The following is a 25,822-nucleotide window of genomic DNA, read 5'->3' on the forward strand; positions in this document are numbered from 1 at the left end:
CCTTTTTCACAGACTCGTGTCCGTCGCGCCGTAACAATCGCCCGATCCGCCCGTATCTCCGGTGTCTGAAAACGCCGGGCAGGCTGTTCGCCCGCCCTCAACCGCCCTAAACTGTCAGGCCTTCCGAAAGAGGATCCGCCATGCGCCGCTCCGTCCTGTCCCTGCTCGCCGCCACCACCGCCTTGACGCTGGCCTTTGCCGCACCGACCCGGGCCGCGGAAGACGCCGTCGTGATCCCCGCCCCCACGGTCGACGCAGCACCCGCAAGTGGCATCCAGACCGCGGTGATCGCCGGCGGCTGCTTCTGGGGCGTGCAGGGCGTGTTCCAGCACACGGCGGGCGTCGTCAATGCCGTCTCCGGCTATGCCGGCGGCACCAAGGCGACCGCCGATTACCAGACCGTCTCGAGCGGCCGGACCGGCCACGCCGAGTCGGTCGAAATCAAGTTCGACCCGAAGAAGATCTCTTACGGCAAGATCCTGCAGATCTACTTCTCGGTGGCGCACGACCCGACCCAGCTCAACCGCCAGGGACCGGACAGCGGCACGCAATATCGCTCGGCGATCTTCACCACGTCCGACGAGCAGAAGAAGGTCGCGGAGGCCTATATCGCCCAGCTCGACGGCGCCAAGGTGTTCAGCAAGCCGATCGTGACCAAGGTCGGCGCGTTGGAGGCATTCTATCCGGCGGAGGCCTATCACCAGGACTATCTGACGCTGCACCCGACCCAGCCCTACATCGCCTATAACGACATCCCGAAGGTCGAGAACCTGAAAAAACTGTTCGCGGATAACTATATCGAGAAGCCGACGCTGGTCAGCGCCAGCAAGGCCACCAACTGATCGCGAGATCATCGAGAACAAGATCATCAGACAAACGGGAGACCCATGCCCGACACCAAGACGAAAACCACCAACGACAAGGTCATCAAGAGCGAAGAGCAGTGGCGGCGCGAATTGTCGCCGATGCAGTACGCCGTGCTGCGCGAGAAGGCGACCGAGCGTCCCTTCTCCGGCGAATATGAGCACGACCACCGTGCCGGCACCTATGTCTGCGCCGGCTGCGGCAATGTGCTGTTCGAGTCCGATGCCAAGTTCGACTCCGGTTGCGGCTGGCCGAGCTTCACCGCGCCTGCGGTCGAGAGCCATATCGACGAAGAGCACGATACGACGCACGGTATGATCCGCACCGAGGTGCTCTGCTCCAAATGCAGCGGCCATCTCGGCCATGTCTTCCCCGACGGACCGGGGCCGACCGGCCTGCGCTACTGTATCAACTCGGCGGCGTTGAAGCTGGAGCCGAAATAAGGTTGCGCCCCGCCGGGTTCCGACATGGAACCCGGCGGCGCGATATGCTTTTCTTATCTGGCGGTGCAGCCGATGAGCCTCTTCCGGCCGCCGCCAGGGAGGACGCCATGTCACTCGGGACCATCCTGATCATCCTGGTGCTCATCTATCTCTTGGGCGGCTGGTCCGGCCGGATCGGCGGCTACGGCTACGGCATGGGCCATTCCGGCATGGGGATCGGCGGCGTTGTTCTGGTGGTGCTGCTCGTCCTGCTGCTTCTTGGCAAGTTGTAAATCATATAACTTATTGAAATTACTTGGTTTACAGCCTCTGCGGGGCTGCCATGCGCGGATTCATCATCTCCCATCGCAGGGGTCGCATTTCTGTCAAAACAGCCTATATTAGTGGACGAAAATGATGTGCGGCGGGCCCGCTTGATTGCGGCCTCCGCCCTCCCAAACCCCACGCGCTTAAAGCCCCAGACAAGATCACGAGGTCTTTGACCATGCGTCCACTGCGTCCGTTCAACTTCAACACCTCCGCCGAGCTCTTCCCCGCCGCCATCCGCAAGAAGAAGCGCGCGGGCTTCACCTATCGCCGGTTCGGCACCGCGGCCGAAGCGGTGCAGTTCGCGATGGAGCAGTTGCCGACGGATTCGCTGAACGGCGCCTATCTCCAGGTCGAGGAAGCGCGGTTCGACCAGAACGGCATCCGCTCGCTCTATGAGAGCGAAGCTTTCCCGCTGCCGCGCAGCCGCAAGCCGGAATCGGTCGCCGAGACCGACGCCGACGCGGCGTAAATTTCTTAAAGCCTCCGATGTGGGCAGAAAGCGCGACGGCCGAAAGGCTGTCGCGCTTTTTGCGTTTTGAGTTCTCCCTCTCCCGCTATCTCTCTTTCCCCTCTCCCCGTTCTTACGGGGAAAGGGGGTAGGGTGAGGGGCTGCTTCAGCAATCTCGGTGAGAGTGGGGCTCGCGGAGAGTCCCCCTCACCCGCCGCCGCTCCGGACGATGCTTCGCATCGCTCGGCGCGCGTCGGCCTCTCCCCGCAAGCGGGGAGAGGCGAAGAAGAATAGAGCGAGCCTCAAATCCGCGGCTGCTTGTCGAGCCAGCGGCGCAAGAGGCGGACGTTGCGCATGTTGGCGCGGAACATGACGTCGAAGGCGTCGCCCACGAACGGCACGATGCCGACCACGCCGTCGACCGCGACATTGCCGAGCATCCGCGCGGTGATGTACCAGGGCGCGCCGATCGCGCGGGCCTCGCGCACCAGCCACAGCGAGATCGCGGTGGTGATGATGTCGCCGACAACGGGGATCAGGCCGATCAGCCCGTCGATGCCGTAGCGGATATTGGTGCCCGGCAGGATGAAGGCGACGTCGAGCAGCTTTGCGATCGCCTCGAGCCGTGCAATGCGCTGCTCGCGCGTCAGATTGCCGAACGGGTTGCCTTGACCGAACTCGAAGCGAAACTCCTGAAACCCCTGCTCCAGGCTTTCAGGGCGGATCTGTTCAGGGCGAATCTCTTGGCCATCCTGGTCGATGATCGGCCCGCGCGCCGCGCGGCCCGCAAAATCGGCGCGCGACTGCGTCCCTGAGCGGGACTTGCGTGGCGCGAGAATGTCGTCGTCGGGCATGGTCATGGTCATCAGGCAACGCACGAGCGCAACGGAGGTTGCTGCACCGCGTCCGAAGGTCGCGCGCTCAGCTCGCCGCCGCCGCAGGCCGCGGCTCCTCGACATAATGATGCACGAACCAGGATGACAGCACCGCCGGCACGAAGCCGACCAGGCCGTACAGGATGAACTGCACCGCGCCCGAATCCGACCCGCGCGAGCCGTAGGTGAACGCGGCGAGGATGAAGGCGATCAGGCCGACCAGCAGCATCCGCAGCACCGGCCCGACCCGCCTGACATGGATCAGGATGTCGTCGACCGCACCGATCATCAGCGACGGCAGGAAGCCGAACAGATAGCTGTATTGCAGCGTCTTGAAGAACACGACGAACAGCTTGCCAATCTCGCCGAGACTGATCTGGGTCCAGTAGCCGGACTGGTAGGTCGTCGTCAGCAGCAGCAGGAAGCCGCCCACGAACGGACCAACGAGCGCAAACACCAGATAGCGTTTCATCAAGAACTCCTCATACCCAGGGCGTTTATAGCAGCGCGGCGGGAACCTTGGATAGCGGGGGTGCGGGCTGTTTGGGGGAACAAGTGGCAACGCGGCGGGTTCAGAATGGACCTGCAATTCACCCTGTCAGATCTGGAGCCCGCCGATGTCTCGAAAACTGTTGTTGCTGGCGACGATCACGCTCTCGGCCCTCGGCGGCCTGTCGAACGCACCCGCCTTCGCGCAAGGCCATATGGGCACGCCGCAGGAGCAGCGGGCCTGCTCGCACGACGCCTCGCGGTTGTGCCGCAAGGACCTCGGCAATGACGGTGCGGTGCAGGGCTGCCTGCAGGCCAACCGCGCGAAGCTGTCGAGATCGTGCAGCAAGGTGTTCGAGAGCCACGGAATGTGAGATCGGTTTCGCGTTTTGCGTGACGGTCGCGCAACAGCTGCGAATTCCTTCGCATCTCCCATTGAAGCTTCGTAACAATCGCGCATACTCGAATCGGGCGGCGCAGCACTTTTCGATTCGAAGATCAAGAAATCGAGCGACCACATGCGGGATTCAGTTCCCGGCGTGAAGGCTGTGACATGCGGCAGATCAAGCTGCGTGCGGCGCCCCAAAATCAAGCGGTTCAATCCGCGGAACTCGGGGACGCATTCTTCATGACACGCACCATCGCTACGCTGTTCGCCTTCGCCGCCACCGCCTTGGCACTCCAGACATCACCCGGCCTCGCCTTCTCGCCCGAAGCGCAGCAGATGTGCTCGGGCGATGCGATGCGGCTGTGCTCGAGTGAAATCCCCGACATCCCGCGCATCAGGGCCTGCATGGTGCAGAAAAAGGCGCAGGTCAGTCCCGGCTGCCGCGCCGTGATGGATCGCGAAGCGGCCGCAGCAGCGTCATCGCGCAAGCGAGAAGCGGCGGCGCAATAGCGGTCATTTCGCCAATCGCGCCACGGCTTTGACGATTGGCGAGCGCCACAGCGCGTTGGTCGTCAGCATCCAGCATTCGTACTGGAAATCCCGCTCCAGCGGGATTTCTACCAGATCGCCGCGCGCCAGCTCCTGCTCGAACACGAAGCGCGGCCCGCGCGCGACATAGCCCGGCGTCAGCGCCATCTGTTTGATCAGGTCGTAATCGTCGGACAGGAAGGCTTCGAGCTTGCGCTTCTGGTGATCGCCGGGCTCGCCGAGCCAGGCGCCGAAGTCCGGCGTGATCCCGGCGCTGGCCAGCGGCAACCGGGAGAATTCCTGTGCCGACAGCGGTGTGCCGTCGCAGGCCGGATGGTCGCGTCGCGCCACGACGACATAGCGGTCCTCAAAAATCTTGATCCGGATCAGGTCCGCTTGCGACGCCGCGATCTCGCGGTGGCAGAATACGACATCAAACGTTCCCGCACGCAACGCTCGCATCATCAGATTCGGCCCGGCATAGCGGGTGACGATTTGGAGTTGCGGAAAAGCTTCCGCCGCCTTGCGGATCAATAGCGGCAGCGGGCGCAGCCGCGTCGCAGGCCCGACGCCGATGCGGAGAAGCCCGGCCTCGCCTTTGGCCATCTGCTCAAGCTCGTGGCCGAGCGCAGTGACGTTCTGCAGCAGGGTTGCGGCGTGATCGGCGACAAACAGCGCATAGACGGTCGGCCGCGCATTGGCATTGGTGCGTTCGAACAGCTTGACGCCGAGCTTGGCCTCGAGGCGGCTGATGCTCTTGCTGAGGGTCGGCTGCGCGATGCCGAGCGCCTTGGCTGCGCCGCTGAAGCTGCCGGAGCGGCAGACCGCGACGATCTGTTCGAGATGGCGAAGCTCCATCCCGAAATCTATAACAGAGCCGGTCACGCGCGACGAGCGGCCCTGGACGTCACCGGTCGCGCCTCGCCTTGATCGGCACGGCGATCAGCGAGCTCAGCACCAGCGAAATGCCGGCTGCGGCCAGCGCAAGCGAGAACGTGCCGGTCTGTGTCTTCACCACGCCGAAGAAATAGGGACCGACCGTGCCGCCGAGATTGCCGGCCCCGTTGATGAGGCCGATGCCGACGCCGATGACGGCGGGCGGCAACACCTCGCCCGGCAAGGTCCAGAACGGCCCAAACCGTCCGAGGAAGACCGCGATCGCGAGCGACAGGCAGAGCACGGTCCAGAGCGTGCTGCCGTCGGTGAGTTGCATTGCCAACAGCGGCAGGCCAGAGATCGCCGTCGTTGTAATCATGTGCCATTTGCGCTCGCGCAGGCGATCGGAGCTGGTCGCCGTGCCGACCATCAAGACGATCCCCAGAGCGGGCGGCAGCGCGGCCAGCAGACCGACGATGCCGATCGGTAGGCCGGTCTCCTTCAGCACCGTCGGGAACCAGAAATTGACGCCCCATTCGGCCATCAGCGCGAAGAAATTATAGAGGGCGAGCAGCAGCACGCTCGGGTGCCAAAGGGTCGATAGCCAATGCCCGGAAATACGTGCCGCCGCGTCGTCTTCCGCCGCCAATTGCCGGACGAGCTGTTCGCGTTCGTCCTCAGCCAGCCAATTTGCATCCTGCGGACGATCGTCGATCGCCCAGGCCCAGACGAGCGCCCAGAGAAAGCCGGGAACAGCTTCGATCACGAACATCCAACGCCAATCCGCATAGGACAGGATCAATCCGGAGATCGGGCTCGCGATCATCGGACCTATCGGAAGGCTCAACAGGAACAGCGCATTGGCGCGGGCACGTTCCGCGCGGGTGAACCAGTTGCGTATCAGAACCAGCGTGCACGTCAGCACGCCGCCTTCGGATAGGCCGAGTGCGAAGCGATTGATGGACAACTCGGTCTGGGTGTGGACGAAGGCGGTCGTCAGCGAGACCGAGCTCCACAGCAGGAGAAGGCACAGCAACACCCGCTTCGGGCTCCAGGTGGAGGCCAGCCGGCCGGCCGGGATTTGCAGGACGATGTAGCCCCAGAAGAACAGTCCGGTCGCAAGGCCCAATCCGGCCGGCGACAGCGACAGCTCTTCGCGGACGTAAGGCGCGGCCATCGACAGGTTCACCCGGTCGACATGGGCCAGCACATACATCACGAAGGAGACGCCGAGGATGCGAACCGAGCGATTGCCGAGCAGCGCAACGCTGCGACTGACGGTCGGCGCGGACACGGAGGAGACGTTTGTCATCTTGCGCTCCGTATCGGCTCAGGACAGCAGTTCTGGCGGCACCGGCGTATAGAGTTTCTTGGTCGGTAGATTGGCCATGACGGCGTCGGGCCCGCCCTTGCTCTCGATCAGAAGGCGCTGCGCTTCGTTGGCGCGGCGATCCTGCTCCTCGGGATCGAGAATACGGCGGAGTTCGGCCTCGAGCTCGCGGACGGTTGCAGCGTATTCGGGCCGCGCGGCAAGGTTTTCGCTCTCCGCCGGATCGGCCTCGAGATCGAACAACTCCGGCGCGAAGCGGACGTAGTAGATAAATTTGAAGCGGCCCTTGCGGATCATGTAGGACGCCGAGGGCGAGGCCGCCGCGTGATATTCGCTGAACACGATGCGATCACGATCATCGCTCTTCGCTGCAAGCTCGAACAGCGAGCGACCGGGCAGGCCCGCTTCCGCCGGCCGTCCGGCGCAGTCGAGCACGGAGGGATAGGCGTCTGCGAGCGAGGCCGGCGTCGCCGACAGCTTTCCGGCCGGCACATCGGGCCCCGCCACGATCATCGGAACGGCGACCGCTTCCTGGTAGTGGTTGGATTTGCCCCAGATGCCGCGCGCACCGGCGTTCTCGCCGTGGTCGGAGGTGTAGATGATGCGCGTGGTGTCGCGCAGGCCTGCAGCATCAAGCGCACCGAGCACCCGGCCGACTTGCGCATCCATGAAGCTGATCAGGCCGAGATAAGCGGCATAGGCCACGCGCTGGTCTTCCGGTTTAGGCGGACCGCCGGCGGTGAGGTCCGCAAGCCACGGATGCGGCTGATAGCCGGAGCCAGGTCCGAACTTCGCGTCGGGCATCCGCTCGACGGGATAGAGATCGAAAAACTCTTTTGGCGCGACCAGCGGATAATGCGGCGTCACAAAGCTGACGAAGAGAACCCAGGGCTTGTCCGTCGTGGTAGCCGCTTGCAGCCAGTCGACGGCGACGTCGGCAACGCGGCGGTCATACTGGGTGTACTCGCTCTCGCCGGGGCCGGCGCTTTCGGCGATGGCCGCGCGACGCCGGGGCGGTGCCACGAAATCGGGAAACTGCTTGCGGATCGAGAGCTGGATCATGCCGACGCCGCCGGTGATGTGCATCGGGATGTGCTGGCGATCGAAACCCGACGGATCGTCGCCGCTGCGATAATGCAGCTTGCCGATTGATTCCACACGTACGCCGGCCTGTTGCATCCGATGGCCCCAGCTCGGCACGCGGCCGTCATAGGCGATCGAATTGTCCCAATAGCCGATGTCGTGGATGTAGCGGCCGGTGGCAAAGCTCGCGCGCGCCGGCACGCAGATCGGGCAGGTCGTGTAGGCATCCGTGAAGCGGGTGCCGCGCGCGGCGAGCGCATCGAGATTGGGGGTCTTCGCCAGCGGATCACCCGCGCAGCCCATCATCCGCGCATTGTGTTCGTCTGACATCAGGACGAGGAGGTTTTGGGGTTTCACCGACGCTCTCCCATATTTTGTTTTGTCCGCGTTTTGATGCGGTGATCCGCATTGCCACACGGGCGGGAGCAGCGGCATCGAAATAAATGCCGGACCGCCATAGCTCGCGGCTATGGCGGGTGCGCGTCGTTCAGGCGGGGATGGAGCCTAGTCGCCCCACTGCGCGAAGGCGTCGTTGAAGGCGCGCTCGCCGGGGGCGCCCTTCTCGATGGCGATGATGGCGCGGCGCTGGTTGGCGTAGACCAGCGGCACGTCGAACCACGAGCGCTCCTTCAGGAGCTGGACGTTGCGGGCGCGGTCGGCGTCGACATTGGAGAGGCCGACCAGGAAGAAGCCGTCGGTGACCTTGACGGCGAGGCCCGCGAGCGGCGTGCCGCGCGCCTGCTCGTTCGACTTCATCAGGATGCCCGGCACGTTGGAAACGCTGCCGCCCGGAAAGTCCGGCGGCAGGATGAAGGTCAGCTCGGCCGTGTGGCTCGCCGGCAGCGACGAGTCGGTGTTGCGGCGGAACGACATCGTCATCTTGAACTTGCGGTCGGGGATCTCGATGTCGGCGCGCACGGCGATGTCGGCCTTCTGGTTGCCCGACGCCTTGATCGGCTCGAGCCGCCACACCACCGAGCCGACATATTGCTTGCCCTTGGGGTCGGACGGATCCTCGTCATAGAGCACGACCTTCTGCGCCACCGGTGCGGCCGGCTGGTCGCTGGCCGAGGGCTGGCCGACGCGATCCGGAATCTTCGGCTTGCTCTGCGGCTGCGAGGCATCCTTCGGCGCCTCCACCACCTGGGTGGGCGAGGGCTTGAGCAGATTGGTCGCGGTCTGCACCAGCTGTTTGCCCCAGAGGATGCCGGCGCCGACCAGGATCAGCACGATGCCGATGGCGATCGCGCTCTTGAACGGGAAGATCGAGCCGGTGCGCTTGGGCTTCCTGGCGCCGCGGTCGGCTGCGATGCGCGGACGTGACGACGGCGGCTGGGCCTGCGGCGCGTAGCGCTCGGCCTCCTCCATCGACTCGTCATAGGAATAGGGTGCGTCAGGTTCGGCGGCGCGGTTTTCCAGGCTCGGCTCGAGCCGGTCGAATTCCGGCGAGGGCGACGGCACGTTGGCATAGGTGCGGCGCGCGGCGCGATTGGCCTGCGCTGCGGCACCGCCGAGATCATTGACGTCGGCGGTGATATCGCGGAAGCCGCGCACGCCCGGTGCCGGCGCCGGCGGCGGACCGCCCTCCGCCGGACGACGCGGGGGAGAGCGCCCGGCCGGCGGCTCCGGCGCAGCCGGCTGGCGCGGCGCATCGAAACGCGGAGCGCGGGGCGGACGCGGAGGGTCGTTCTGGTCATCACCGCCAAGCGGCGGGCGTTCGTTGCGCGGCGGCGGTGCGGCGGGACGGGCCCGCGGCGGCGCGGCCGACTGAGGAGATGCGGGCGGGTTGTTGTCGGCCGCTCGCGCACTGGCCCGGCGGAACGCATCGCCGCTGCCGCTGGGGCGAGCACCGCCACCCGGGCGCGAGGCCTCGCGGGCCCGCTGGGCGGCTTCCGATTCGACCTTGCGGACGGCCTCTTCCAGCGACAGCCGTTCGCGGGTGATCTCGGATTCGGAGAGCGGCGGCTGCACACTGCGCAGTTGCGCAATCAGGGCCGTGCGCGCCCGCTCATAGAGCGCGCGCCGGCTTTCGCCGGGAGCGTTGGGGTCCAGGGCGGCAATAGCGCGGGCGATCAGCGGATAGTAATCAGCCATTTCTACTCAATTATACGCGCGGCCCGGTAAGAGATCGTTAAGCCTCAAACGGATTTTGCACCAGGATAGTATCCTCGCGTTCGGGGCTGGTGGAAAGAAGTGCGACCGGGCACCCCACCAATTCCTCGATCCGGCGGACATATTTGATGGCTTGGGCGGGCAGGTCAGCCCAGGACCGCGCGCCGGCGGTCGGCTCCTTCCAGCCCTCGATGGTCTCCCAGATCGGCTCGACCCGGGCCTGGGCGCCCTCGCCGGCCGGGAAATGATCGATCTCCTTGCCGTCGAGCGTGTAGCCGACGCAGACCTCGATCGAATCGAAGCCGTCGAGAATGTCCAGCTTGGTCAGCGCCAGCCCGTTGATGCCGCAGGTCCGCACGGTCTGGCGGACCAGCACGGCGTCGAACCAGCCGCAGCGGCGCTTGCGCCCGGTATTGACCCCGAACTCGCGGCCACGACGGCCGATCTCCTCGCCGATCTCGTTCAGGAGCTCGGTCGGGAACGGCCCCTGGCCGACCCGGGTCGTATAGGCCTTGCAGATGCCGAGCACGTAGCCGACTCCGCCCGGACCGATGCCCGTTCCGGTCGCGGCCTGCGCCGCCACCGTGTTGGACGAGGTGACGTAAGGGTAGGTGCCGTGGTCGACGTCGAGCAGGGCACCTTGCGCGCCTTCGAACAGGATGCGCTTGCCCGCGCGCCGCTCGGTATCGAGCAGGCGCCACACGGTCTCCGCATAAGGCAGCAGCTGCGGCGCCAGCGCGCTCAGTTCCTTCAGGATCTCGTTGCCGTCGAACTCCGGCAGGTTGAGGCCGCGACGAAGTGCGTTGTGGTGCGCAAGGAGCCGGTCGATCTTGTGCGGGAGCGTGTCGAGGTCGGCCAGGTCCATCAGCCGGATCGCGCGGCGACCGACCTTGTCCTCATAGGCAGGTCCGATGCCGCGGCGGGTGGTGCCGATCGCCGTCGCCGCGTTGGACGATTCGCGGAGCGCATCGAGCTCGCGGTGCAGCGGCAGGATCAGGGTCACGTTCTCCGCGACGCGCAGATTCTCCGGGCCGACCGCGACGCCCTGATTGCGCAGCTTGGTCACCTCGTCGAGGAAGGCCTGCGGATCGAACACCACGCCGTTGCCGATCACCGCCAGTTTCGACGGGCGCAGCACGCCCGAGGGCAACAGCGCGAGCTTGTAGGTCTCGCCATTGATGACCAGCGTATGGCCGGCATTATGTCCGCCCTGGAAGCGCGCGACGATGTCCGCCTGCTCCGACAACCAGTCGACGATCTTGCCCTTTCCTTCGTCGCCCCACTGGGCGCCGACGACGACAACATTAGCCATTCGCGGGTAATCCTTCGAAGAATCTAGATGCGCCCAGCCCAATTCCCGGCTTTGAGCCGTTCGTATGCGGAGCAGCCAACCGGATAAAGGAAGCAGCCTCTCTAAGCAAGCAAGAACGGGGCTTTTTGAGGACCCAACGCCCGATCCAAGCCTTTGATATCCCCCGAAAATCCGGAAATCTTCCAAGGCCATGCACCGACCTCGGCCAAAGCGCCGGGCGCAGCGTCGGCCGCTGCATGGTCGCGATGCGCCCGCCCCCGTTGATGCAGCCTCGATTTCCGTGTTTTTGAACGGGGCCGGGTTTCGAACGGCCCGGATGCCGCCGGGCTGGTGGCCTTGGTGCATTCCACCGCGGGGCCATAACAATCACAATGTCCGCCACCGGCCAGACCACGAGCGCCGACACATCCGGCCAGCACTGGATTGCCAACCAGCCTTATCTCCTGCTCAGCATCACCGCGCTGTGCTGGGCCGGCAATGCGGTCGTGGGGCGCCTCGCCGCCGGCCATATCCCGCCGGTGACGCTGTCCTTCCTGCGCTGGACCTTCGCCTTCCTGCTGGTGCTGCCGTTCGCCTGGAAGCATCTCGCCCAGGACTGGCCCGCGATCCGCAAAAAACTCGGCCTGATGATCGTGCTGTCGATCACCGGCATCGGCGCCTTCAACACCCTGCAATATTGGGCGCTGGAGCATACCCAGGCGCTCAACACCCTGCTGTTGCAGTCGGCTGCGCCTTTGGTCGTGGCGCTGTGGTCGCTGGTCATCCTCGGCATCCGCCTCACCGCGGCGCAGGCCTTCGGCGTGGCTCTCTCGATGTGCGGCGTGCTGATCATCCTGCTGCACGGCGATATCACCACGCTGTCGAACATCGCCTTCAACAAGGGCGATCTGATCTTCATCGTCGCGCTGATCATCTTCGCGCTCTATTCGGTGCTGACCTTGAAGCGGCCGCCGATCCACGGCCTCTCGTTCCTCGCCTTCACTTTCGGCGCGGGTGCGGTCTGCCTCATTCCGCTCGAGATCTGGGAATTGTCGGCGCGCCCCGTCATGAAGCTCGACGGGCCGAACCTGCTCACCCTGTTCTACGTGTCGGTGTTTCCCTCGACGCTCGCTTATCTCTGCTTCAACCGCGGCGTCCGCCTGATCGGCGCCAACCGCGCCGCACCGTTCTTCCACGTCGTGCCGGTGTTCGGCTCGATCATGGCGATGGCCTTCCTGGGTGAGCACCCGCAGGCCTTCCACTTCATCGGTTTTGCGCTGGTGCTGTCGGGCGTGTTCGTGGCGTCGAGGAAGCAGACGACCTAGCTCGCCTTGAACTTACTGTACGCCTCGCTCGTCGCGATGATGACGTGCTCGGCGCAGCCGTTGACGCGATGCGGATCGGCATCGCGCTCGTAGGCTTCGGACGTCATCATGTCGAGGAATGCGGCGACGGACGGATAGAAGACCAGTGCGACGAAATCCCAGTCGTTGCCAGCATGCGGGCCGAGCGCGACCGCCTTGGCCTCGCCGGTCCACAGCAGCGTGCCGCCGCGCGCCTTGATCATGGGCACGGTGATCGCGCTGTAGCGCAAGTAAGCATCCCAACCAGAGCCGTCGCCGTCGCGCGAGCGCGCGTGGAAACGCATCAGGTTCAGCATCACCACCGGCGCATGCCGGTCGAGCCGTTCCAGGCCCACAATGTTCAACATATTGACCGCCAATGGCACCTCCTCGGGTCGTACCTGCATTGTAGCATTGCGGCGGCGTGACTTGTGCCACGACGGCAATCCGGCGCAAGGTCGTAGGTGACGCCAATGACGATCGCATCGCCCGCGCCCCCTGCCTCGAATCCGGCCAACTGGCTCAACAACCAGCCTTATCTGCTGCTCAGCCTGAGCTCGCTGTTCTGGGCCGGCAACATCGTGCTCGCGCGCCATGTCGGCGCGCATGTGCCGCCGCTGACGGTGACGACGATCCGCTGGTTCGGCGTATTCCTGATCCTGCTGCCGTTCTCATGGCCGCATCTGAAGCGCGACTGGCCGGCCCTGCGCAAAAGCCTGCCGCTGATGCTGTTCCTGTCGCTGGTCGGCTTCGCCTTCAACAACGCGATCTCCTACTGGGCCCTGCAATATACCGAGGCGCTGAACGCATTGCTGATCCAGTCGGCCGGGCCGCTGTTCGTGGCGCTGTGGTCGCTGGTGTTGTTTGGCGTGCGGCTGACCGGCGGGCAGCTCGCCGGCATCGCGATCTCGCTGCTCGGCGTGCTGATCATCATCCTGCGCGGCGATCTTGCGGCGCTGGCAAGCATCTCGTTCAACAGGGGCGACATCATGTTCGCCTCCTCGCTGGTGGCGTTCGGAATCTACTCCGCCTTCATCCCGCGCCGGCCGAAGGTCCATCAGCTCTCCTTCCTGTCCTTCACCACCTGCTGCGGCGCCATGATGCTGCTACCGGCGGCGATCTGGGAAGCCTGGAGCGGCAATGTCATACAGTTCGACACGGTGACGCTGCTGACACTCGGCTACATCCTGATCTTCCCCTCGACGCTCGCCTATCTCTTCTTCAACCGCGGCGTCGCGCTGATCGGGCCGAATCGCGCCGCGCCGTTCTTTCATCTGGTGCCGGTGTTCGGCTCGGCGATGGCGATCCTGCTGCTCGGCGAAAAGCTCCAGCCGTTTCACCTGATCGGCTACGCGCTGGTGCTCGCCGGCGTCGTCATCGCCTCGCGACAGGGCTCGGCGGTGAAGTAATTTCGCGGCACGCGGACGCACAACAAGTCTCGCGTCCCGGGCGCAGTGCAGCACGCAGTGATGCGCTGCTGAACCGGGACCCAGTTTGCCGCGGCATGGGCCCCGGCTCTGCAGCGCACCGCTGAAGAAGCGCTGCGCTGCGTCCGGGGCACGAGACTTGTAGGGTGGCAGAGCGTAGGCGTGCCCACCGAGACGTCACCGCGAACTCAAAAAGAAAAGGTGGGCACGACGCTTTCGCGTCTTTGCCCACCCTACGAATTCAGCGCAAAGCGTTACGCCGCGCGCACCTTCGCGAGGAAGCCGTCCACTGCGCTGCGCAGCGCGCCGGACTGGCTGTCCAGCTCGCGGGCGTTGGTCAGCACGTCGCTGGCCGCACTGCCGGTCGCTTCCGCGGCCGAGGTAACGCTGCCGATATTGGCGTTGATCTCGTTCGAGCCGGCCGCGACCGACTGGATGTTGCGGGCGATCTCGCGGGTGGCCTCGCCCTGCTGCTCGATCGAGGCCGAAATGCCGGCGGTGATCTCGCTCATCTCGGCGATGGTCTGGGTGATGCCGCCGATCGCTGCGACGGCATCGCTGGTCGAGGTCTGCATCGCCGCCACTTGCGCGGAGATTTCCTCGGTGGCCTTGGCGGTCTGGTTGGCCAGCGCCTTGACCTCGGAGGCGACGACGGCGAAGCCGCGGCCGGATTCACCGGCACGCGCCGCTTCGATGGTGGCGTTGAGCGCGAGCAGATTGGTCTGCGCCGCGATCGAATGAATGAGCTTGACCACCTCGCCGATCTTCTCGGCACCGGTCGAGAGCTCCTGCACCGTCGCGTTGGTGCGCTCGGCGTCGCTGACGGCGCGGCTCGCCACTTCGGTCGAGCGCGTCACCTGGCGGGAGATCTCCGTGACCGAGCTCGACAGCTCTTCGGCGGCCGCCGCAACCGTGCCGACATTGCCGGAGGCCTTCGACGAGGCCGCACCGACAGTGGCGGCGCGCGACGAGGCGTCGCTGGCGGTCGCGGTCATCGACTGCGCCGTCGACTGCATGCCGGCAGCGGCCGAGGAGACCGAGCGGACGATGCCGTTGACGCTGCGTTCGAAGTCGTTGGCGATATCTTCCATCGCGCTGCGACGTTCGGCCGCGGCGCGTTCCTTCGCCGCCGCCTCGGTCTTCTCGAGGTCGCGGATGCGGACCGCGTTGTCCTTGAAGATCTGCACGGTCGCAGCCATCGCACCGACCTCGTCGCCGCGGCCGACGCCGGGGATGTCGCCCTCGAGCTTGCCGTCGGCGAGATCCTTCATGCGCGTGCCGAGCAGTGCCAGCGGACGGCTGATGCTGCGGCCGATCATCCAGGCGACGCTGCCGGCGACGATGACGATGCCGAGCAAGGCCAAGCCGAGCAGCCAGTAGACCGGGCCCATCTTCTGGTCGATGTCCTCGAGGTACGCACCGGTGCCGAGATACATGTCGAAGCCGGGAACGGCGACGGCGTAACCGATCTTGCGGATCGGCGTTTCCTGGCCGGGCTTCACATATTCATAGTACAGCAGGATCGAGCCGTTGGCCTTGACGCCGTCCATCAGTTCGACTGACAGCTTGCGGCCGTTGGTCACGACATCCATGCGGTTGGTGCCGATCTGCTTCGGATCGGGTGCGAGCTGGGTGATGCCGTCATAGGACGTGCCGAACAGATAGCCCGAGCCGTTGTCATAGGTCATCGCGTTGCCGTAGCGGCGAAGCTCGGCCATGGCCGCATCCTTCGTCAGCTCGCCGGCATCGACGCGCTTCTTCAGCGCGGCCGCATAGTTGCGACCAAGATCGACGATCGATTTGGTCTGGTCGATGCGCGCATCGACCATGGCGCGCTTCATCAGATAACCGGCGAGGACTCCGGAGATGCACAGGCCGAATAAAGTAACGCCGACAAGAATGCCAAGCTTGGGCGCGATCTTCAGATTGCTCAACTTCACGGGGTGGGCTCCGGGGAAAAGAGATGCGGGCGCGCGAGTGAATCGGTCGAAATTGAATCAACTTTTAGTGTGAGACCCCTTAGCAAGTTACTTACGTGCCTCCGTAGAAGCCCGTACGATGCCGGGGAATTCGGCAAATATTCGCTGGATCAGCAACCGGGAATTGTACGCGACTGCATCGATTTCGCGTAAAAGACGCAAAGGCTCGGCGAGAAGGCCGGGTCACAACAAGAACCGACAAACCAAATCGGGAGCAGGAAATGCCGAAATACAGGGTGGTGACGCCGAAGGGTGCGAGCTTCACGGTCGCGGGCAGCGATTACTCTTACGAGCGCGAGGCGCTCGATCCGATCGATGCCGAGATCGTCGAGGCGCCGGCCAACGAGGCGGAGTTCATCGCCGCAGCAAAGAATGCCGACGCGATCTACGCCAAGGGCATCCCGATCACCAAGACCATCATCGACGCTCTCGAGAACTGCAAGGTCATCACGCTAGGCTCTGTCGGCGTCGACAGCGTCGATGTGAAGGCGGCGACTGCGCGTGGCATTCCCGTCACCAACATCCCCGACACCTTCATCGAGGAAGTCGCCGACCACGCCATGATGCTGCTGCTCGCCGGCTTCCGCCGCCTGGTCGATCAGGACAAAATGGTGCGCACCGGGCGCTGGGCCGAGGGCCGGCCGGCACTGCTCAAGGTTCCGCGGCTGATGGGCCAGACGCTCGGCTTCGTCTCGTTCGGCCGCGTCGCGCGTGCGGTTGCCAAGCGCGCCGCGCCGTTCGGCCTGCGCATGATGGCCTACGATCCCTTCATCCAGGAAACGCTGATGTGGGACCACGGCGTCATCCCGGCGACGCTGAACGAGGTGCTGTCGCAATCCGACTTCGTCTCGATGCATGCGCCTGCCCGGCCCGAAGTGCATCACATGCTCACGGAGAAGCATTTTCGGCAGATGAAGAAGGGCTCGATCTTCATCAACACCGGGCGCGGCGCCACCGTGGACGAGGAGAGCCTGATCAAGGCGCTGCAGGAGGGCTGGATCGCGCATGCCGCCCTCGACGTGCTGGAGAAGGAACCGCCGTCGCACAACAACCCCATCCTCAACATGGAGAACGTGACCCTGACCGCCCATGTCGCCTCGGCCTCGGCACGGTTCGACGAAGCGCGCAAGCGCCGGGTGGGCTACGAATTGTCACTGGTGCTTCAGGGCATGTGGCCGGTAAGCTGCGTGAACCCGTCGGTGCTGCAAGACACCGCGCTCCGCCGCTGGCAGCCCGTCGGCATGGATCGCGGCCCGAACAGCTAAGGCGGCTGGCGCAAAGCGCGCCGAAAGACCGAAACGGCCCTTCACCGGCGATCAACGCCGGGAGGGGAGACATCATAGGGAGGAACTGATGAGGAATGACATCACACGTCGTGATGCCTTGGCGCTGGGCCTGTCCGCTGCAACGGTCGCTGCCACTGGTGTTGCAGCGCACGCTCAATCCGCGATCAAGGCCGCCGACGTCCCGGCCCCGAAGCTGCCGATCGAGAAAGGCGCAAGCTTGCGCATGCTGCGGCCGGTGCGCTTCGTCCAGGCCGACGAGGACGTGTTCCGCGCCAATGCGGCCAAGTTCACCAAGGAGACCGGCGTCGAGGTCAAGGTCGATTTCGTCGGCTGGGAGGACATCAACCAGCAGACCGCAGTCACCGCCAATTCCGGCGCCGGCCCCGACATCATCATCGGCTTCTCCGATGCACCGCACATCTATATCGACAAGCTGATCGAGCTGACCGACGTCGCCGACTATGCCGGCAAGCGTTACGGCGGCTGGCTGCCGCTGGCGCAGCGCTACGGCAAGAAGAACAAGAGCGACACCTGGATCGGCCTGCCGTTCGGCGCGACCGCGGGTCCCCTGATCTACCGCAAGTCGATCCTGCAATCGGTCGGCTTCGACAAGGTGCCGGAAGACCATGCCGGATTCCTCGACCTGTGCCAGAAGCTCCACAAGGCCGGCAAGCCGGCCGGCTTCGCGCTCGGCAATGCCAAGGGCGACGGCAACGGCTTTGCGAGCTGGGCGCTGTGGTCGCACAACGCCGCCCTGCTCAACGAAGAAGGCGACGTCATCATCAACAGCAAGGAGACGATCGCCGCGCTGAACTGGGTCAAGCAGCTCTACCCGACCTTCATCGCCGGCACGACGTCGTGGAACGACGTCAGCAACAACCGCGCCTACGCCGCGCAGGAAATCGCGCTGACGGCCAACGGCGTGTCGCTGTATTTCTCGCTGAAGAACGACCCCGCGACCAAGGCGATCGCCGACGACAGCGAGCATCAGTTGCTGCCCAAGGGCCTGGCCAAGGTCTCGCCGATGGCGGGCCTGACGCTGAATGCCATGGTGTTCAAGCACAGCCAGTACCCCAACGCCGCAAAGGCCTTCCTGCAATTCATGCTGGAGAAGGACCAGTACGAGCCGTGGCTCAACGCCAACTCCGGCTACTGGGCGCAGCCGCTCGCGGCCTATGCCGAGGCCGCCGTGTGGTCGCAGGACCCCAAGGTGAGGATCTTCAAGGACACCATGAACACCACTTATTACGACGGCTATGCAGGTCCGATCTCGACCGCGACCGGCGCCGTCAGCGCCGACTACGTGCTGATCCAGATGTTCGCGTCGGTTGCGACCGGGGCTGCCACGCCGGAGGCGGCCGCCGCAGAAGCCGAGCAGCGTTGCAAGCGGTACTTCCGGCGGCAGAAGTAGCGTCCGACGGCAAAGCAACCGTCATTGCGAGCTTCGCTCGCAATGACGGCGTGGTGACATTTCAGACAGGACGCCGACCCGATGTCCGTGACCACACTTCCCCCTCTCGCCGTCGTCCAGCGGCAACCGAACTGGCTGGTGCGCCTGTTCGACTACAAGCCGTTCCTGGTCGTGATGTGCCTCGCGCCGGCGATCGGGCTGCTCGCGGTATTCCTGACCTATCCGCTTGGGCTCGGCCTCTGGCTCGCTTTCACCGACACCACGATCGGCCGGAAGGGCGAGTTCATTGGCCTTGAGAACTTCCAGTACCTGCTCACCGATTCCTTGTGGTGGAACGCGGTGTTCTACAGCGTGGTCTACACGGGAATCGCGACCTTCGGGAAGTTCGCGCTCGGCTTCTGGCTCGCGCTGCTGCTCAACAACCATTTTCCGTTCAAGAGCCTGCTGCGCGCGATCATCCTGCTGCCCTGGATCGTGCCCACGGTGCTCTCGGCACTGGCGTTCTGGTGGATCTACGATCCGCAATTCTCGATCATCTCCTATCTGCTGGTCGACGTGCTGCACTGGCGCACGAGCAATATCGACTTCCTCGGCTCGCCCTGGCCGGCGCGGTTCTCCTTGATCGCCGCCAACATCTGGCGCGGCATTCCCTTCGTCGCGATCTCGCTGCTGGCAGGCCTGCAGACCATCTCGCCCTCGCTCTACGAGGCCGCCATGCTCGACGGCGCCAGCGCCTGGCAGCGCTTCCGCTACATCACCTTCCCGATGATGATGCCGATCCTCGCCATCGTCATGACTTTCTCGATCATCTTCACCTTCACTGACTTCCAGCTGGTCTACGCCATCACCCGCGGCGGCCCGGGCAACTCGACGCATTTGCTGGCGACGCTCGCGTTCCAGCGCGGTATCGCCGGTGGCGAGCTCGGCGAAGGTGCCGCCATCGCCGTGTCGATGATCCCGTTCCTGGTGTTCGCGACGCTGTTTTCCTATTTCGGCCTGGCACGCCGCAAATGGCAGCAGGGAGAGGCCAATGACTGACGCTGTCGCGCAAGCCTCAACTGTCGCCGACGCAAAAGCTGCACCCGACACCATGGCCTGGGATTCCGGGCTGCGCCGGCTGATGATGATCTATCTGCCGCTCGGCTGCTTCGTGCTGATCCTGCTGTTTCCGTTCTACTGGATGGCGATCACGTCGTTCAAGCCGAACGCCGAGCTGATGAACTACAAGGAGCACAATCCGTTCTGGATCACCTCGCCGACGCTGGCGCACATCAAGCATCTCTTGTTCGACACCGCCTATCCGCGCTGGCTGTGGACCACGATGCTGGTCGCGATCGGTTCGACCACGCTGTCGCTGATCGCCAGCACGCTGGCTGCCTATGCGATCGAGCGCCTGCGCTTCCGCGGCAGTCCGTATGTCGGCCTCGGCATCTATCTCGCCTATCTCGTGCCGCCGTCGATCCTGTTCATCCCGCTCGCCACCGTCGTGGTGCAGTTCGGCCTGTTCGACTCGCCGCTGGCGCTGATCCTAGTCTATCCGACCTTCCTGGTGCCGTTCTGCACCTGGCTGCTGATCGGCTACTTCAAGTCGATCCCCTACGAGCTCGAGGAATGCGCGCTGGTCGACGGCGCGACGCGGCTGCAGATCCTGCGACGGATCACACTGCCGCTCGCGGTGCCCGGCCTGATCTCGGCCGGCATCTTCTCCTTCACGCTGTCCTGGAACGAGTTCATCTACGCGCTCGCCTTCATCCAGAGCGGCGCCAACAAGACCGTGCCGGTCGCGATCCTGACCGAGCTCGTCACCGGCGACGTCTACCAATGGGGCGCCCTGATGGCGGGATCGCTGCTCGGCTCGCTGCCGGTTGCGATCTTCTACTCGCTGTTCGTGGATTATTACGTATCCTCGCTGACCGGCGCAGTGAAGGAGTAACCCCATTCTCTCGCCCGCTCCCCGTTCTTACGGCCGCAAGCGGGGAGAGGCGGAGAGGCCTGCGGCGTTTGGCCCGGTTTCACAAAACTGCAATGTGCGATCCGCATAAGGCGTCGTCCGCTAACAGGAGACGCACATGCGCGCGACTTTTCTCAGCACCGTCGCAACGATCATTCTCACCGCGAGCACCGCGCTCGCGCAGAGTGAAGGAGAATTCCCGGCCAAGCTCGCCGGCCACGTGGTGATGCCGGCCGCGACCTTCATCGACGCCCCGGCCGACGCGCCCGCCGATCTCAAGACCTCCGGCAAATACACCACCGGCAAGCGCGTCGACGCACTCGGCACCGTGATGGGCAAGTCCTTCGAGCGCTCGACCGGCATTTCGCTGCCGTTCAAGGGCCAGCCGCTGCAGGGCCATTCCGGCATCAAGAAGATGCCCGACGGCACCTTCTGGGTCATCACCGACAACGGCATGGGCGCGCGCGCCAATTCGATGGACTCAATGCTGTACCTGAACCACTACAAGATGGATTGGGCGAGCGGCAAGATCGAGCGCGAGGGGACCGTCTTCCTGCACGATCCCGACAAGAAGGTGCCGTTCCGCATCGTGCATGAGGACACCCAGAAGCGCTATCTCACCGGCTCCGACTTCGACACCGAAGGCTTCCAGATCATCGGCGACACCTTCTGGATCGGCGACGAGTTCGGCCCCTACATCCTGAAGGCCGACAAATCAGGCAAGATCCTCGCCGTGTTCGAGACCATCGCCGACGGCAAGCCGGTGCGCTCGCCCGATCATTGGGCGGTGGCGACCCCGGGCGCGCCGGGCGCGACCTACACCAACGTCAATCTCCGCCGCTCCAAGGGTTTTGAAGGCTTTGCCTCGTCGAAGGACGGCAAGTTCCTCTACGGCCTGCTCGAGGGCCCGCTGTGGGATGCCGACAAGAAGGATTGGGAGCGCGTCGACGGCAAGGAAGCGTCCCGCATCCTCGAATTCGATGTCGCTGCGGAAAAATTCACCGGCCGCTACTGGCAGTATGTGTTCGAGCAGAACGGCAACGCCATCGGCGACTTCAACATGATCGATCCGAGCGCCGGCCTCGTCATCGAGCGCGACAATGGCGAAGGCACGGCCGACAAGGCCTGCCCGCAGGGCACCCGCGGCGAGAACTGCTTCCCCGACGTCGCCAAGTTCAAGCGCGTCTACAAGATTGAGCTCACCGACGCCAATGTCGGCAAGCCCGTGCGCAAGATCGGCTATATCGACCTCATGAAGATCCAGGATCCCGACAAGAAGGCGCGCAAGCCGCTCAATGACGGCGTCTACACCTTCCCGTTCTTCACCATCGAGAACGTCGATCGGGTCGACGACACCCACATCATCGTCGGCAACGACAACAATCTGCCGTTCTCGTCCAGCCGCGATCCCAACAAGGCCGACGACGACGAGTTCGTCTTGCTCGAAGTCGCGGATTTCCTGAAGGCGAAGTGAGGCAGCGCTCTTTCCTCTCCCTCTCCCCATTCTTACGGGGAGAGGGTTGGGGTGAGGGGCCTCTCTCCGCGAGTGAGACTGTCGAGGGACCTGTACCCCCTCACCCGGATTGCATGTTCGATGCAATCCGACCTCTCCCCGCAAGCGGGGCGAGGTAAGAAAGCGCGACCGGCGGCGAAAACTAGCCGGACGGCACGATCACCATGCTCTTGTCCTTCGGCCAGCGGGCGCGCCAGGCGAAGTTGATGTCCCGGGCCTCGCCGGGCTTGGCGTCGAACGACCATTCCAGCACGCCGCGCTTGTCACGGATGTCTTTTGCCGTGGGCGGCGTGGTCGCGGGCAGCATCTCGACGACGATCTCCTCGTTCTCGCTGACCGGCAGCTGATCCTCGATCGCGACATGAATCGGGAAATCGTGACCATTGCGGACGGTGGTCTTGAACGCACGCTCGTCGGTCTTCGACGTCGTGACGAGCAGACCAGCTGAGCCCTCATTGCGCTTGAGCACGGCGCGCTCAACCTTGACCTTGTCGTCGGCGCCGAAGCCGAGCCGCACGACATCGTCCTTGGCCGAGGCCGAGAGCTTGCCGCGACCGACGAAAACGCCGTCACGGTAGATCGCGACCTTGCCCGGCAGCAACGTCGTATCGTCGGTCTGCTTGAAGCTGGCTTCGAGGAAGGCGGTCGGGTCCAGCACCGGCGCGGCGCGCACCGCGAGATCGGCAGGCACACTCATCGAGGCGATGCGCAGGCTCTTGGCACCCTCGGCGGCGCCGAGGCTGACGCGGCCGGGAATTTTGAAGGTGGCCTGGAAGTCGCCGATCTCGGCAGCCGCTTGCTGCTCGTCGGCGCGCTGGGCCGGCAGATCAAATTCCTCTCTGCTCCTTGCCGCCTCCATCTTTCGCAGCATCGGCGCCGCCGCAGGCGCCGGCATGGTGGTATCCGCGACCGAGCCCAGCGCGCGCGGCTTCGGCAGCTGCGGATATTGCGCCACCAGCGAGCCCAGCTCCGGCGCGCTGCCGCCACGGGCGATACGGACGGTGGAAACGCCGAGCGTGACGTTCGACCAGTCCTCGCCGGTCGATTGCGTGACCTCGGCGCGGCGGACCAGCTCTAACTGCGGCTTGCGGTCCTTCGAACCGGTGTCGAGCCGGGCGTCATAGAGCGGCAGCCAGCGCGCATTGCGCACGGCGTACGTGACGCGCAGCGTTGCCTTTGTCGCGGCCGTTGAGGCGACATCGATGCGTACCTCGAGCTTGCTCGGCGGCTTGGCGGCTCGGTCGGCTTCGAGTTGCGCGATCTGGCGATCGATCTCGCGCTGTTTTCGCGCGGCATCACGGATCGCCGTTTCAGCGGCCGCGACCTCCTCGGCCACGGCGGTGAAGGCCGCACGCCACTCGGTGATCGGGCGCGCCTCGCCCTTCTCGCCGAGGCCGGCGGGAGAGGCTTCGGCAAAGCGTTGTGCGAATTTGCGCCGGGCGGCCGCCGCATCGATCGCGCCTTGCAGGTCGGCGCGCTCGTCCTTGAGCGCCTCGATGCGCTTGTCGAGCTCGGGCAGATTGACCGGCGGCGCCGCGCGTGGCGGCCGTGCATCAATGGTTCCGATGGTGAGCTTCGCGCCCGCCTCACCCTCGACGCGGAGCGAGGATGGGTCGAGCGAGAGCGGAAAATCCTTGGCGACCAGCGTGCTGTCGCCGGAGGCGAGGTCGATCGCGATCACGCGGGTGACGGTCGCGCCATCGGGGTAAACGGTGACGGTGTCGATGGCCGATGTGGCGTCCACATCGGCGGCCCATGAGGACGAGGCGAGCGCCGCGGTCACCAGGACCAGGCTCGTCGTCGCCAGACATCTTGCGATCGTGCGCATCAAACTTCTCCCTGCCGATATCGCCGCGCCGCCAGCCGGACGCTGCGAAAACATGCCACGCCATCGTAGTGAGACGCGGCAGGGAAGGAACCGGTTCGATTGGGGTTTCCGTTGGGCGCCGCCGGGGCAGCACCATGGCCGCAGAACGCGTCACCGCGCCGCGGCCCGAGCTGGTCTCAAGCCGAGTTCAGACCTGACTGGGCGAACCCTGGCCGAAGATACGGCGGAGCAAATCCGTCACGTTACGGGCACCGGCCTTCTTCAAAATGCTGGCGCGATAGCCTTCCACCGTACGTGCGCTCAGATGCATCCGCCGGGCGACCTCCTTGTTGGTCAGGCCGACAGCGAGATGCGCGAGCACATCGCCTTCGCGCGCGGTCAGAGGCTCGCAACCGGGCAGCCAGCGCTGCCGGCTCGAATCGGGCTGCGCAGACTCGTCGATCGCAGCATCGATCCGGCCGACGACGTCGTGGGTGCGAAACGGCTTCTCGATGAAATCGGCCGCGCCACTCTTGATGGCGTCGACCGCCATGGCGATGCTGCCGTTCGCCGCGGTCACCAGGACCGGCGCCATGCAATTTTCTTCGCGCAGGCGCCTGAGCACGTCGAGGGCGGAGCGGTCCGGCGGCATCTCCAGCACCACGCAGGCCGGCATCCGCGCCTTGGCTTCCGACAGCAGCGATGCACCGTCTGCGAAACAGATCACGTCATAAGCACTCTGCTGGAGCGCGTTGGACAATTGTTCGCGGGAGGCGGCATCGGTTTCAATGACGAATACCTCACCCTTGGAAAGCATGTTTCCCGGCATAATCCCGATCCAGTAATGTCTTGGTCAAATGGCACGTGACGGCCGGAGGGCCCATCGCGCCCCGCCGTCATGAGCACGGCATTCACGCCAGTGCTTCGCTTTCCGCTATGTATGTTCCGTCCTGTTCCCGGATTTGACGGATCGGGACAGAAACTTTACATTTCGGGACATCTGCGGGAATGGCTGACAGGAACAGGTCGCATGACCGACCTCATTCGCAGCGCAGGCTTGAGCTGTTACCCGGAGGTCGCCCGGTCGGTCGGGCTCGATCCCAGGCAAATGATGCGCAAGGTCAGATTGCCGCTGGCCATCCTCGACAAGCCCGACACACCCATTGCGGTCTCAGCGCTACGTCGTCTGCTCGAATTGTCGGCAGCGGAGTCCGGCGCCGAAGATTTCGGCTTACGGCTGGCCGAGCGCGGCGGACTGACCAATTTCGGCGCGGTCGGCCTGATCGTGCGCGAACAGGCGACCGTCGGCGAAGCGATCGAGGCTTTCTCCCGCTTCATCCATGTCCATCACGACGGCATGAGGCTCGACGTTATCAGGGACAAGCAGACCGTGACCGTCACGCTGCATCTGCGCGGGCGGCAGCCGACGGCGCCGCGCCAGTCGATCGATATGGCGCTGGGTAGCGTCCATCGCATCATCCATTCGCTGTTCGGCAGTGACTGGCGGCCGCAGGAGGTGCGCCTGCACTACCCGCCGCCGCACGACCGCAGGCGCTACCGCGAGTTCTACGGCTGCCGCGTGATCTTCAACGCGGAGGAGGACGCGATCCTGCTGTCAGCGCACGACATGGAGCGGCGGATTCCGAGCGCGCATCCGCTGATCGCGAACTATTTGCGCAAGCGGATCGAGGCGATCGAAAACCGCCCCGCCAGCTGGGAGGAGAAGGTCGACGAGGTCGTGCGCACCCTGCTTGCGAGCGGCGACTGCACGGTCGAGCGCGTGGCCGAGCGTCTCGCCTGCACCCGCCGCACCATCCACCGGCATCTCGCCGTGGCCGGCACCAGCTTCTCGGCCATTCTGGATGCGCAGCGCGCCGATCTCGTGATCCATCTGATCGAGGACCCTGGCCGGCCGCTGGCGGACGTCGCCGCGCAGCTCGGCTTCTCAGCGCAGAGCGCCATGGCCCGATGGTTCCGCGGCCGCTTCGGCTGCACCATCACCGACTGGCGCAAGGGCGTGCGGCCGCTGGGCAAGCCCGTCGGCGTCGCGTCGGCATCAGCCGCTTAGG

General features: G+C 64.9%; 25 protein-coding genes. 14 read left to right on the top strand and 11 right to left on the bottom strand.

The genetic code is table 11. The features are described from left to right. Window positions 1-140: 140 nt before the first annotated feature. The 4 genes from msrA to ACLFLU_RS34165 all read left to right on the top strand — a co-directional run bounded on the left by msrA (window position 141) and on the right by ACLFLU_RS34165 (window position 2,085). Window positions 141-842 (top strand): peptide-methionine (S)-S-oxide reductase MsrA, encoded by a 702-nt coding sequence (msrA, locus tag ACLFLU_RS34150; protein WP_426409091.1) that lies wholly within the window; start codon window positions 141-143, stop codon window positions 840-842. A gap of 45 nt (window positions 843-887) precedes the next feature. Continuing rightward, window positions 888-1,307: a peptide-methionine (R)-S-oxide reductase MsrB gene (gene msrB, locus ACLFLU_RS34155; protein WP_426409092.1), complete on the top strand. Its 420-nt coding sequence runs from the start codon at window positions 888-890 to the stop codon at window positions 1,305-1,307. 107 nt (window positions 1,308-1,414) lie between these two features. Further along, on the top strand, window positions 1,415-1,579 hold the full coding sequence (locus ACLFLU_RS34160; protein ID WP_426409093.1) for a DUF3309 family protein: 165 nt from the start codon (window positions 1,415-1,417) through the stop codon (window positions 1,577-1,579). A 212-nt stretch (window positions 1,580-1,791) separates the two neighbouring features. Further along, entirely contained in the window at window positions 1,792-2,085 is a 294-nt protein-coding gene (locus ACLFLU_RS34165; protein WP_426409094.1) for a hypothetical protein, read from the top strand. Window positions 2,086-2,366: 281 nt separating this feature from the next. Here ACLFLU_RS34165 and ACLFLU_RS34170 read toward each other — a convergent pair whose 3' ends face one another. Both ACLFLU_RS34170 and ACLFLU_RS34175 read right to left on the bottom strand, forming a co-directional pair. Beyond that, window positions 2,367-2,924 carry a DUF4112 domain-containing protein gene (locus tag ACLFLU_RS34170; RefSeq protein WP_426414128.1) on the bottom strand — a complete coding sequence of 186 codons (558 nt, stop codon included), beginning with the start codon at window positions 2,922-2,924 and terminating at the stop codon, window positions 2,367-2,369. Between the two features lie 61 nt (window positions 2,925-2,985). After that, a complete protein-coding gene (locus ACLFLU_RS34175) occupies window positions 2,986-3,411 on the bottom strand; it encodes a DUF5413 family protein (protein ID WP_426409095.1) in 426 nt (141 codons plus the stop codon). Window positions 3,412-3,556: 145 nt separating this feature from the next. On the opposite strand from ACLFLU_RS34175, the gene ACLFLU_RS34180 reads away from it, so the two are divergent. Together ACLFLU_RS34180 and ACLFLU_RS34185 are read left to right on the top strand one after the other, a co-directional pair. Further along, entirely contained in the window at window positions 3,557-3,802 is a 246-nt protein-coding gene (locus ACLFLU_RS34180; protein WP_426409096.1) for a hypothetical protein, read from the top strand. Window positions 3,803-4,056: 254 nt separating this feature from the next. Next, window positions 4,057-4,326 (top strand): hypothetical protein, encoded by a 270-nt coding sequence (locus ACLFLU_RS34185; RefSeq protein ID WP_426409097.1) that lies wholly within the window; start codon window positions 4,057-4,059, stop codon window positions 4,324-4,326. Window positions 4,327-4,329: 3 nt separating this feature from the next. Here ACLFLU_RS34185 and ACLFLU_RS34190 read toward each other — a convergent pair whose 3' ends face one another. From ACLFLU_RS34190 to ACLFLU_RS34210, 5 genes are all read right to left on the bottom strand, one after another. Then, the gene (locus ACLFLU_RS34190) at window positions 4,330-5,202 is read right to left on the bottom strand and encodes a LysR family transcriptional regulator (protein ID WP_426409098.1); all 873 of its coding nucleotides are present in this window, start codon (window positions 5,200-5,202) and stop codon (window positions 4,330-4,332) included. A gap of 49 nt (window positions 5,203-5,251) precedes the next feature. Then, complete coding sequence (locus ACLFLU_RS34195; RefSeq protein ID WP_426409099.1) at window positions 5,252-6,532, bottom strand: MFS transporter; 1,281 nt, start codon at window positions 6,530-6,532, stop codon at window positions 5,252-5,254. A gap of 18 nt (window positions 6,533-6,550) precedes the next feature. Next, entirely contained in the window at window positions 6,551-7,990 is a 1,440-nt protein-coding gene (locus tag ACLFLU_RS34200) for a sulfatase-like hydrolase/transferase (RefSeq protein WP_426409100.1), read from the bottom strand. 147 nt (window positions 7,991-8,137) lie between these two features. Next, on the bottom strand, window positions 8,138-9,727 hold the full coding sequence (locus ACLFLU_RS34205) for a hypothetical protein (protein ID WP_426409101.1): 1,590 nt from the start codon (window positions 9,725-9,727) through the stop codon (window positions 8,138-8,140). Window positions 9,728-9,764: 37 nt separating this feature from the next. After that, on the bottom strand, window positions 9,765-11,057 hold the full coding sequence (locus ACLFLU_RS34210) for an adenylosuccinate synthase (RefSeq protein WP_426409102.1): 1,293 nt from the start codon (window positions 11,055-11,057) through the stop codon (window positions 9,765-9,767). A gap of 371 nt (window positions 11,058-11,428) precedes the next feature. Between ACLFLU_RS34210 and ACLFLU_RS34215 the strand changes: the two genes are divergently transcribed. Next, window positions 11,429-12,361 carry a DMT family transporter gene (locus ACLFLU_RS34215; RefSeq protein ID WP_426409103.1) on the top strand — a complete coding sequence of 311 codons (933 nt, stop codon included), beginning with the start codon at window positions 11,429-11,431 and terminating at the stop codon, window positions 12,359-12,361. Here ACLFLU_RS34215 and ACLFLU_RS34220 read toward each other — a convergent pair. Then, entirely contained in the window at window positions 12,358-12,747 is a 390-nt protein-coding gene (locus tag ACLFLU_RS34220) for a DUF1330 domain-containing protein (RefSeq protein ID WP_426409104.1), read from the bottom strand. The two genes, ACLFLU_RS34215 and ACLFLU_RS34220, sit on opposite strands and share 4 nt — an antisense overlap. Before the next feature lie 105 nt (window positions 12,748-12,852). Here ACLFLU_RS34220 and ACLFLU_RS34225 point away from each other — a divergent pair, with 105 nt between their 5' ends. Then, the gene (locus ACLFLU_RS34225) at window positions 12,853-13,788 is read left to right on the top strand and encodes a DMT family transporter (RefSeq protein ID WP_426409105.1); all 936 of its coding nucleotides are present in this window, start codon (window positions 12,853-12,855) and stop codon (window positions 13,786-13,788) included. Between the two features lie 272 nt (window positions 13,789-14,060). Here the strand turns inward: ACLFLU_RS34225 and ACLFLU_RS34230 are convergent, their stop codons facing one another. Then, entirely contained in the window at window positions 14,061-15,746 is a 1,686-nt protein-coding gene (locus ACLFLU_RS34230) for a methyl-accepting chemotaxis protein (RefSeq protein WP_426409106.1), read from the bottom strand. Window positions 15,747-16,006: 260 nt separating this feature from the next. Here ACLFLU_RS34230 and ACLFLU_RS34235 point away from each other — a divergent pair, with 260 nt between their 5' ends. The 5 genes from ACLFLU_RS34235 (at window position 16,007) to ACLFLU_RS34255 (ending at window position 21,907) form a co-directional block, all read left to right on the top strand. After that, complete coding sequence (locus ACLFLU_RS34235; protein WP_426409107.1) at window positions 16,007-17,050, top strand: C-terminal binding protein; 1,044 nt, start codon at window positions 16,007-16,009, stop codon at window positions 17,048-17,050. Between the two features lie 88 nt (window positions 17,051-17,138). Continuing rightward, on the top strand, window positions 17,139-18,482 hold the full coding sequence (locus ACLFLU_RS34240; protein WP_426409108.1) for an ABC transporter substrate-binding protein: 1,344 nt from the start codon (window positions 17,139-17,141) through the stop codon (window positions 18,480-18,482). 81 nt (window positions 18,483-18,563) lie between these two features. Next, window positions 18,564-19,520: a carbohydrate ABC transporter permease gene (locus ACLFLU_RS34245; RefSeq protein WP_426409109.1), complete on the top strand. Its 957-nt coding sequence runs from the start codon at window positions 18,564-18,566 to the stop codon at window positions 19,518-19,520. Between the two features lie 52 nt (window positions 19,521-19,572). Then, on the top strand, window positions 19,573-20,415 hold the full coding sequence (locus ACLFLU_RS34250; RefSeq protein WP_354082569.1) for a carbohydrate ABC transporter permease: 843 nt from the start codon (window positions 19,573-19,575) through the stop codon (window positions 20,413-20,415). Window positions 20,416-20,551: 136 nt separating this feature from the next. Next, entirely contained in the window at window positions 20,552-21,907 is a 1,356-nt protein-coding gene (locus ACLFLU_RS34255) for an esterase-like activity of phytase family protein (protein WP_426409110.1), read from the top strand. A gap of 181 nt (window positions 21,908-22,088) precedes the next feature. Here the strand turns inward: ACLFLU_RS34255 and ACLFLU_RS34260 are convergent, their stop codons facing one another. Together ACLFLU_RS34260 and ACLFLU_RS34265 are read right to left on the bottom strand one after the other, a co-directional pair. Beyond that, window positions 22,089-23,774 (bottom strand): mucoidy inhibitor MuiA family protein, encoded by a 1,686-nt coding sequence (locus ACLFLU_RS34260; RefSeq protein WP_426409111.1) that lies wholly within the window; start codon window positions 23,772-23,774, stop codon window positions 22,089-22,091. Window positions 23,775-23,961: 187 nt separating this feature from the next. Continuing rightward, the gene (locus ACLFLU_RS34265) at window positions 23,962-24,582 is read right to left on the bottom strand and encodes a response regulator transcription factor (protein ID WP_426409112.1); all 621 of its coding nucleotides are present in this window, start codon (window positions 24,580-24,582) and stop codon (window positions 23,962-23,964) included. 201 nt (window positions 24,583-24,783) lie between these two features. On the opposite strand from ACLFLU_RS34265, the gene ACLFLU_RS34270 reads away from it, so the two are divergent. Continuing rightward, window positions 24,784-25,821 carry an AraC family transcriptional regulator gene (locus ACLFLU_RS34270; protein WP_426409113.1) on the top strand — a complete coding sequence of 346 codons (1,038 nt, stop codon included), beginning with the start codon at window positions 24,784-24,786 and terminating at the stop codon, window positions 25,819-25,821. The last annotated feature ends 1 nt before the right edge of the window (window position 25,822 follow it).

The sequence above is a fragment of the Bradyrhizobium ganzhouense genome, from assembly GCF_049949285.1.
In the GTDB taxonomy this organism is placed as follows: Bacteria; Pseudomonadota; Alphaproteobacteria; order Rhizobiales; family Xanthobacteraceae; genus Bradyrhizobium; species Bradyrhizobium ganzhouense.

What these genes read in the sequence shown, in the direction of transcription:
- msrA (WP_426409091.1), top strand. Translation starts at nt 141, where the DNA reads ATGCGCCGCTCCGTCCTGTCCCTGCTCGCCGCCACCACCGCCTTGACG.
- msrB (WP_426409092.1), top strand. Translation starts at nt 888, where the DNA reads ATGCCCGACACCAAGACGAAAACCACCAACGACAAGGTCATCAAGAGC.
- ACLFLU_RS34160 (WP_426409093.1), top strand. Translation starts at nt 1,415, where the DNA reads ATGTCACTCGGGACCATCCTGATCATCCTGGTGCTCATCTATCTCTTG.
- ACLFLU_RS34165 (WP_426409094.1), top strand. Translation starts at nt 1,792, where the DNA reads ATGCGTCCACTGCGTCCGTTCAACTTCAACACCTCCGCCGAGCTCTTC.
- ACLFLU_RS34170 (WP_426414128.1), bottom strand. Translation starts at nt 2,924, where the DNA reads ATGACCATGCCCGACGACGACATTCTCGCGCCACGCAAGTCCCGCTCA.
- ACLFLU_RS34175 (WP_426409095.1), bottom strand. Translation starts at nt 3,411, where the DNA reads ATGAAACGCTATCTGGTGTTTGCGCTCGTTGGTCCGTTCGTGGGCGGC.
- ACLFLU_RS34180 (WP_426409096.1), top strand. Translation starts at nt 3,557, where the DNA reads ATGTCTCGAAAACTGTTGTTGCTGGCGACGATCACGCTCTCGGCCCTC.
- ACLFLU_RS34185 (WP_426409097.1), top strand. Translation starts at nt 4,057, where the DNA reads ATGACACGCACCATCGCTACGCTGTTCGCCTTCGCCGCCACCGCCTTG.
- ACLFLU_RS34190 (WP_426409098.1), bottom strand. Translation starts at nt 5,202, where the DNA reads ATGGAGCTTCGCCATCTCGAACAGATCGTCGCGGTCTGCCGCTCCGGC.
- ACLFLU_RS34195 (WP_426409099.1), bottom strand. Translation starts at nt 6,532, where the DNA reads ATGACAAACGTCTCCTCCGTGTCCGCGCCGACCGTCAGTCGCAGCGTT.
- ACLFLU_RS34205 (WP_426409101.1), bottom strand. Translation starts at nt 9,727, where the DNA reads ATGGCTGATTACTATCCGCTGATCGCCCGCGCTATTGCCGCCCTGGAC.
- ACLFLU_RS34210 (WP_426409102.1), bottom strand. Translation starts at nt 11,057, where the DNA reads ATGGCTAATGTTGTCGTCGTCGGCGCCCAGTGGGGCGACGAAGGAAAG.
- ACLFLU_RS34215 (WP_426409103.1), top strand. Translation starts at nt 11,429, where the DNA reads ATGTCCGCCACCGGCCAGACCACGAGCGCCGACACATCCGGCCAGCAC.
- ACLFLU_RS34220 (WP_426409104.1), bottom strand. Translation starts at nt 12,747, where the DNA reads ATGTTGAACATTGTGGGCCTGGAACGGCTCGACCGGCATGCGCCGGTG.
- ACLFLU_RS34225 (WP_426409105.1), top strand. Translation starts at nt 12,853, where the DNA reads ATGACGATCGCATCGCCCGCGCCCCCTGCCTCGAATCCGGCCAACTGG.
- ACLFLU_RS34235 (WP_426409107.1), top strand. Translation starts at nt 16,007, where the DNA reads ATGCCGAAATACAGGGTGGTGACGCCGAAGGGTGCGAGCTTCACGGTC.
- ACLFLU_RS34240 (WP_426409108.1), top strand. Translation starts at nt 17,139, where the DNA reads ATGAGGAATGACATCACACGTCGTGATGCCTTGGCGCTGGGCCTGTCC.
- ACLFLU_RS34245 (WP_426409109.1), top strand. Translation starts at nt 18,564, where the DNA reads ATGTCCGTGACCACACTTCCCCCTCTCGCCGTCGTCCAGCGGCAACCG.
- ACLFLU_RS34250 (WP_354082569.1), top strand. Translation starts at nt 19,573, where the DNA reads ATGGCCTGGGATTCCGGGCTGCGCCGGCTGATGATGATCTATCTGCCG.
- ACLFLU_RS34255 (WP_426409110.1), top strand. Translation starts at nt 20,552, where the DNA reads ATGCGCGCGACTTTTCTCAGCACCGTCGCAACGATCATTCTCACCGCG.
- ACLFLU_RS34260 (WP_426409111.1), bottom strand. Translation starts at nt 23,774, where the DNA reads ATGCGCACGATCGCAAGATGTCTGGCGACGACGAGCCTGGTCCTGGTG.
- ACLFLU_RS34265 (WP_426409112.1), bottom strand. Translation starts at nt 24,582, where the DNA reads ATGCCGGGAAACATGCTTTCCAAGGGTGAGGTATTCGTCATTGAAACC.
- ACLFLU_RS34270 (WP_426409113.1), top strand. Translation starts at nt 24,784, where the DNA reads ATGACCGACCTCATTCGCAGCGCAGGCTTGAGCTGTTACCCGGAGGTC.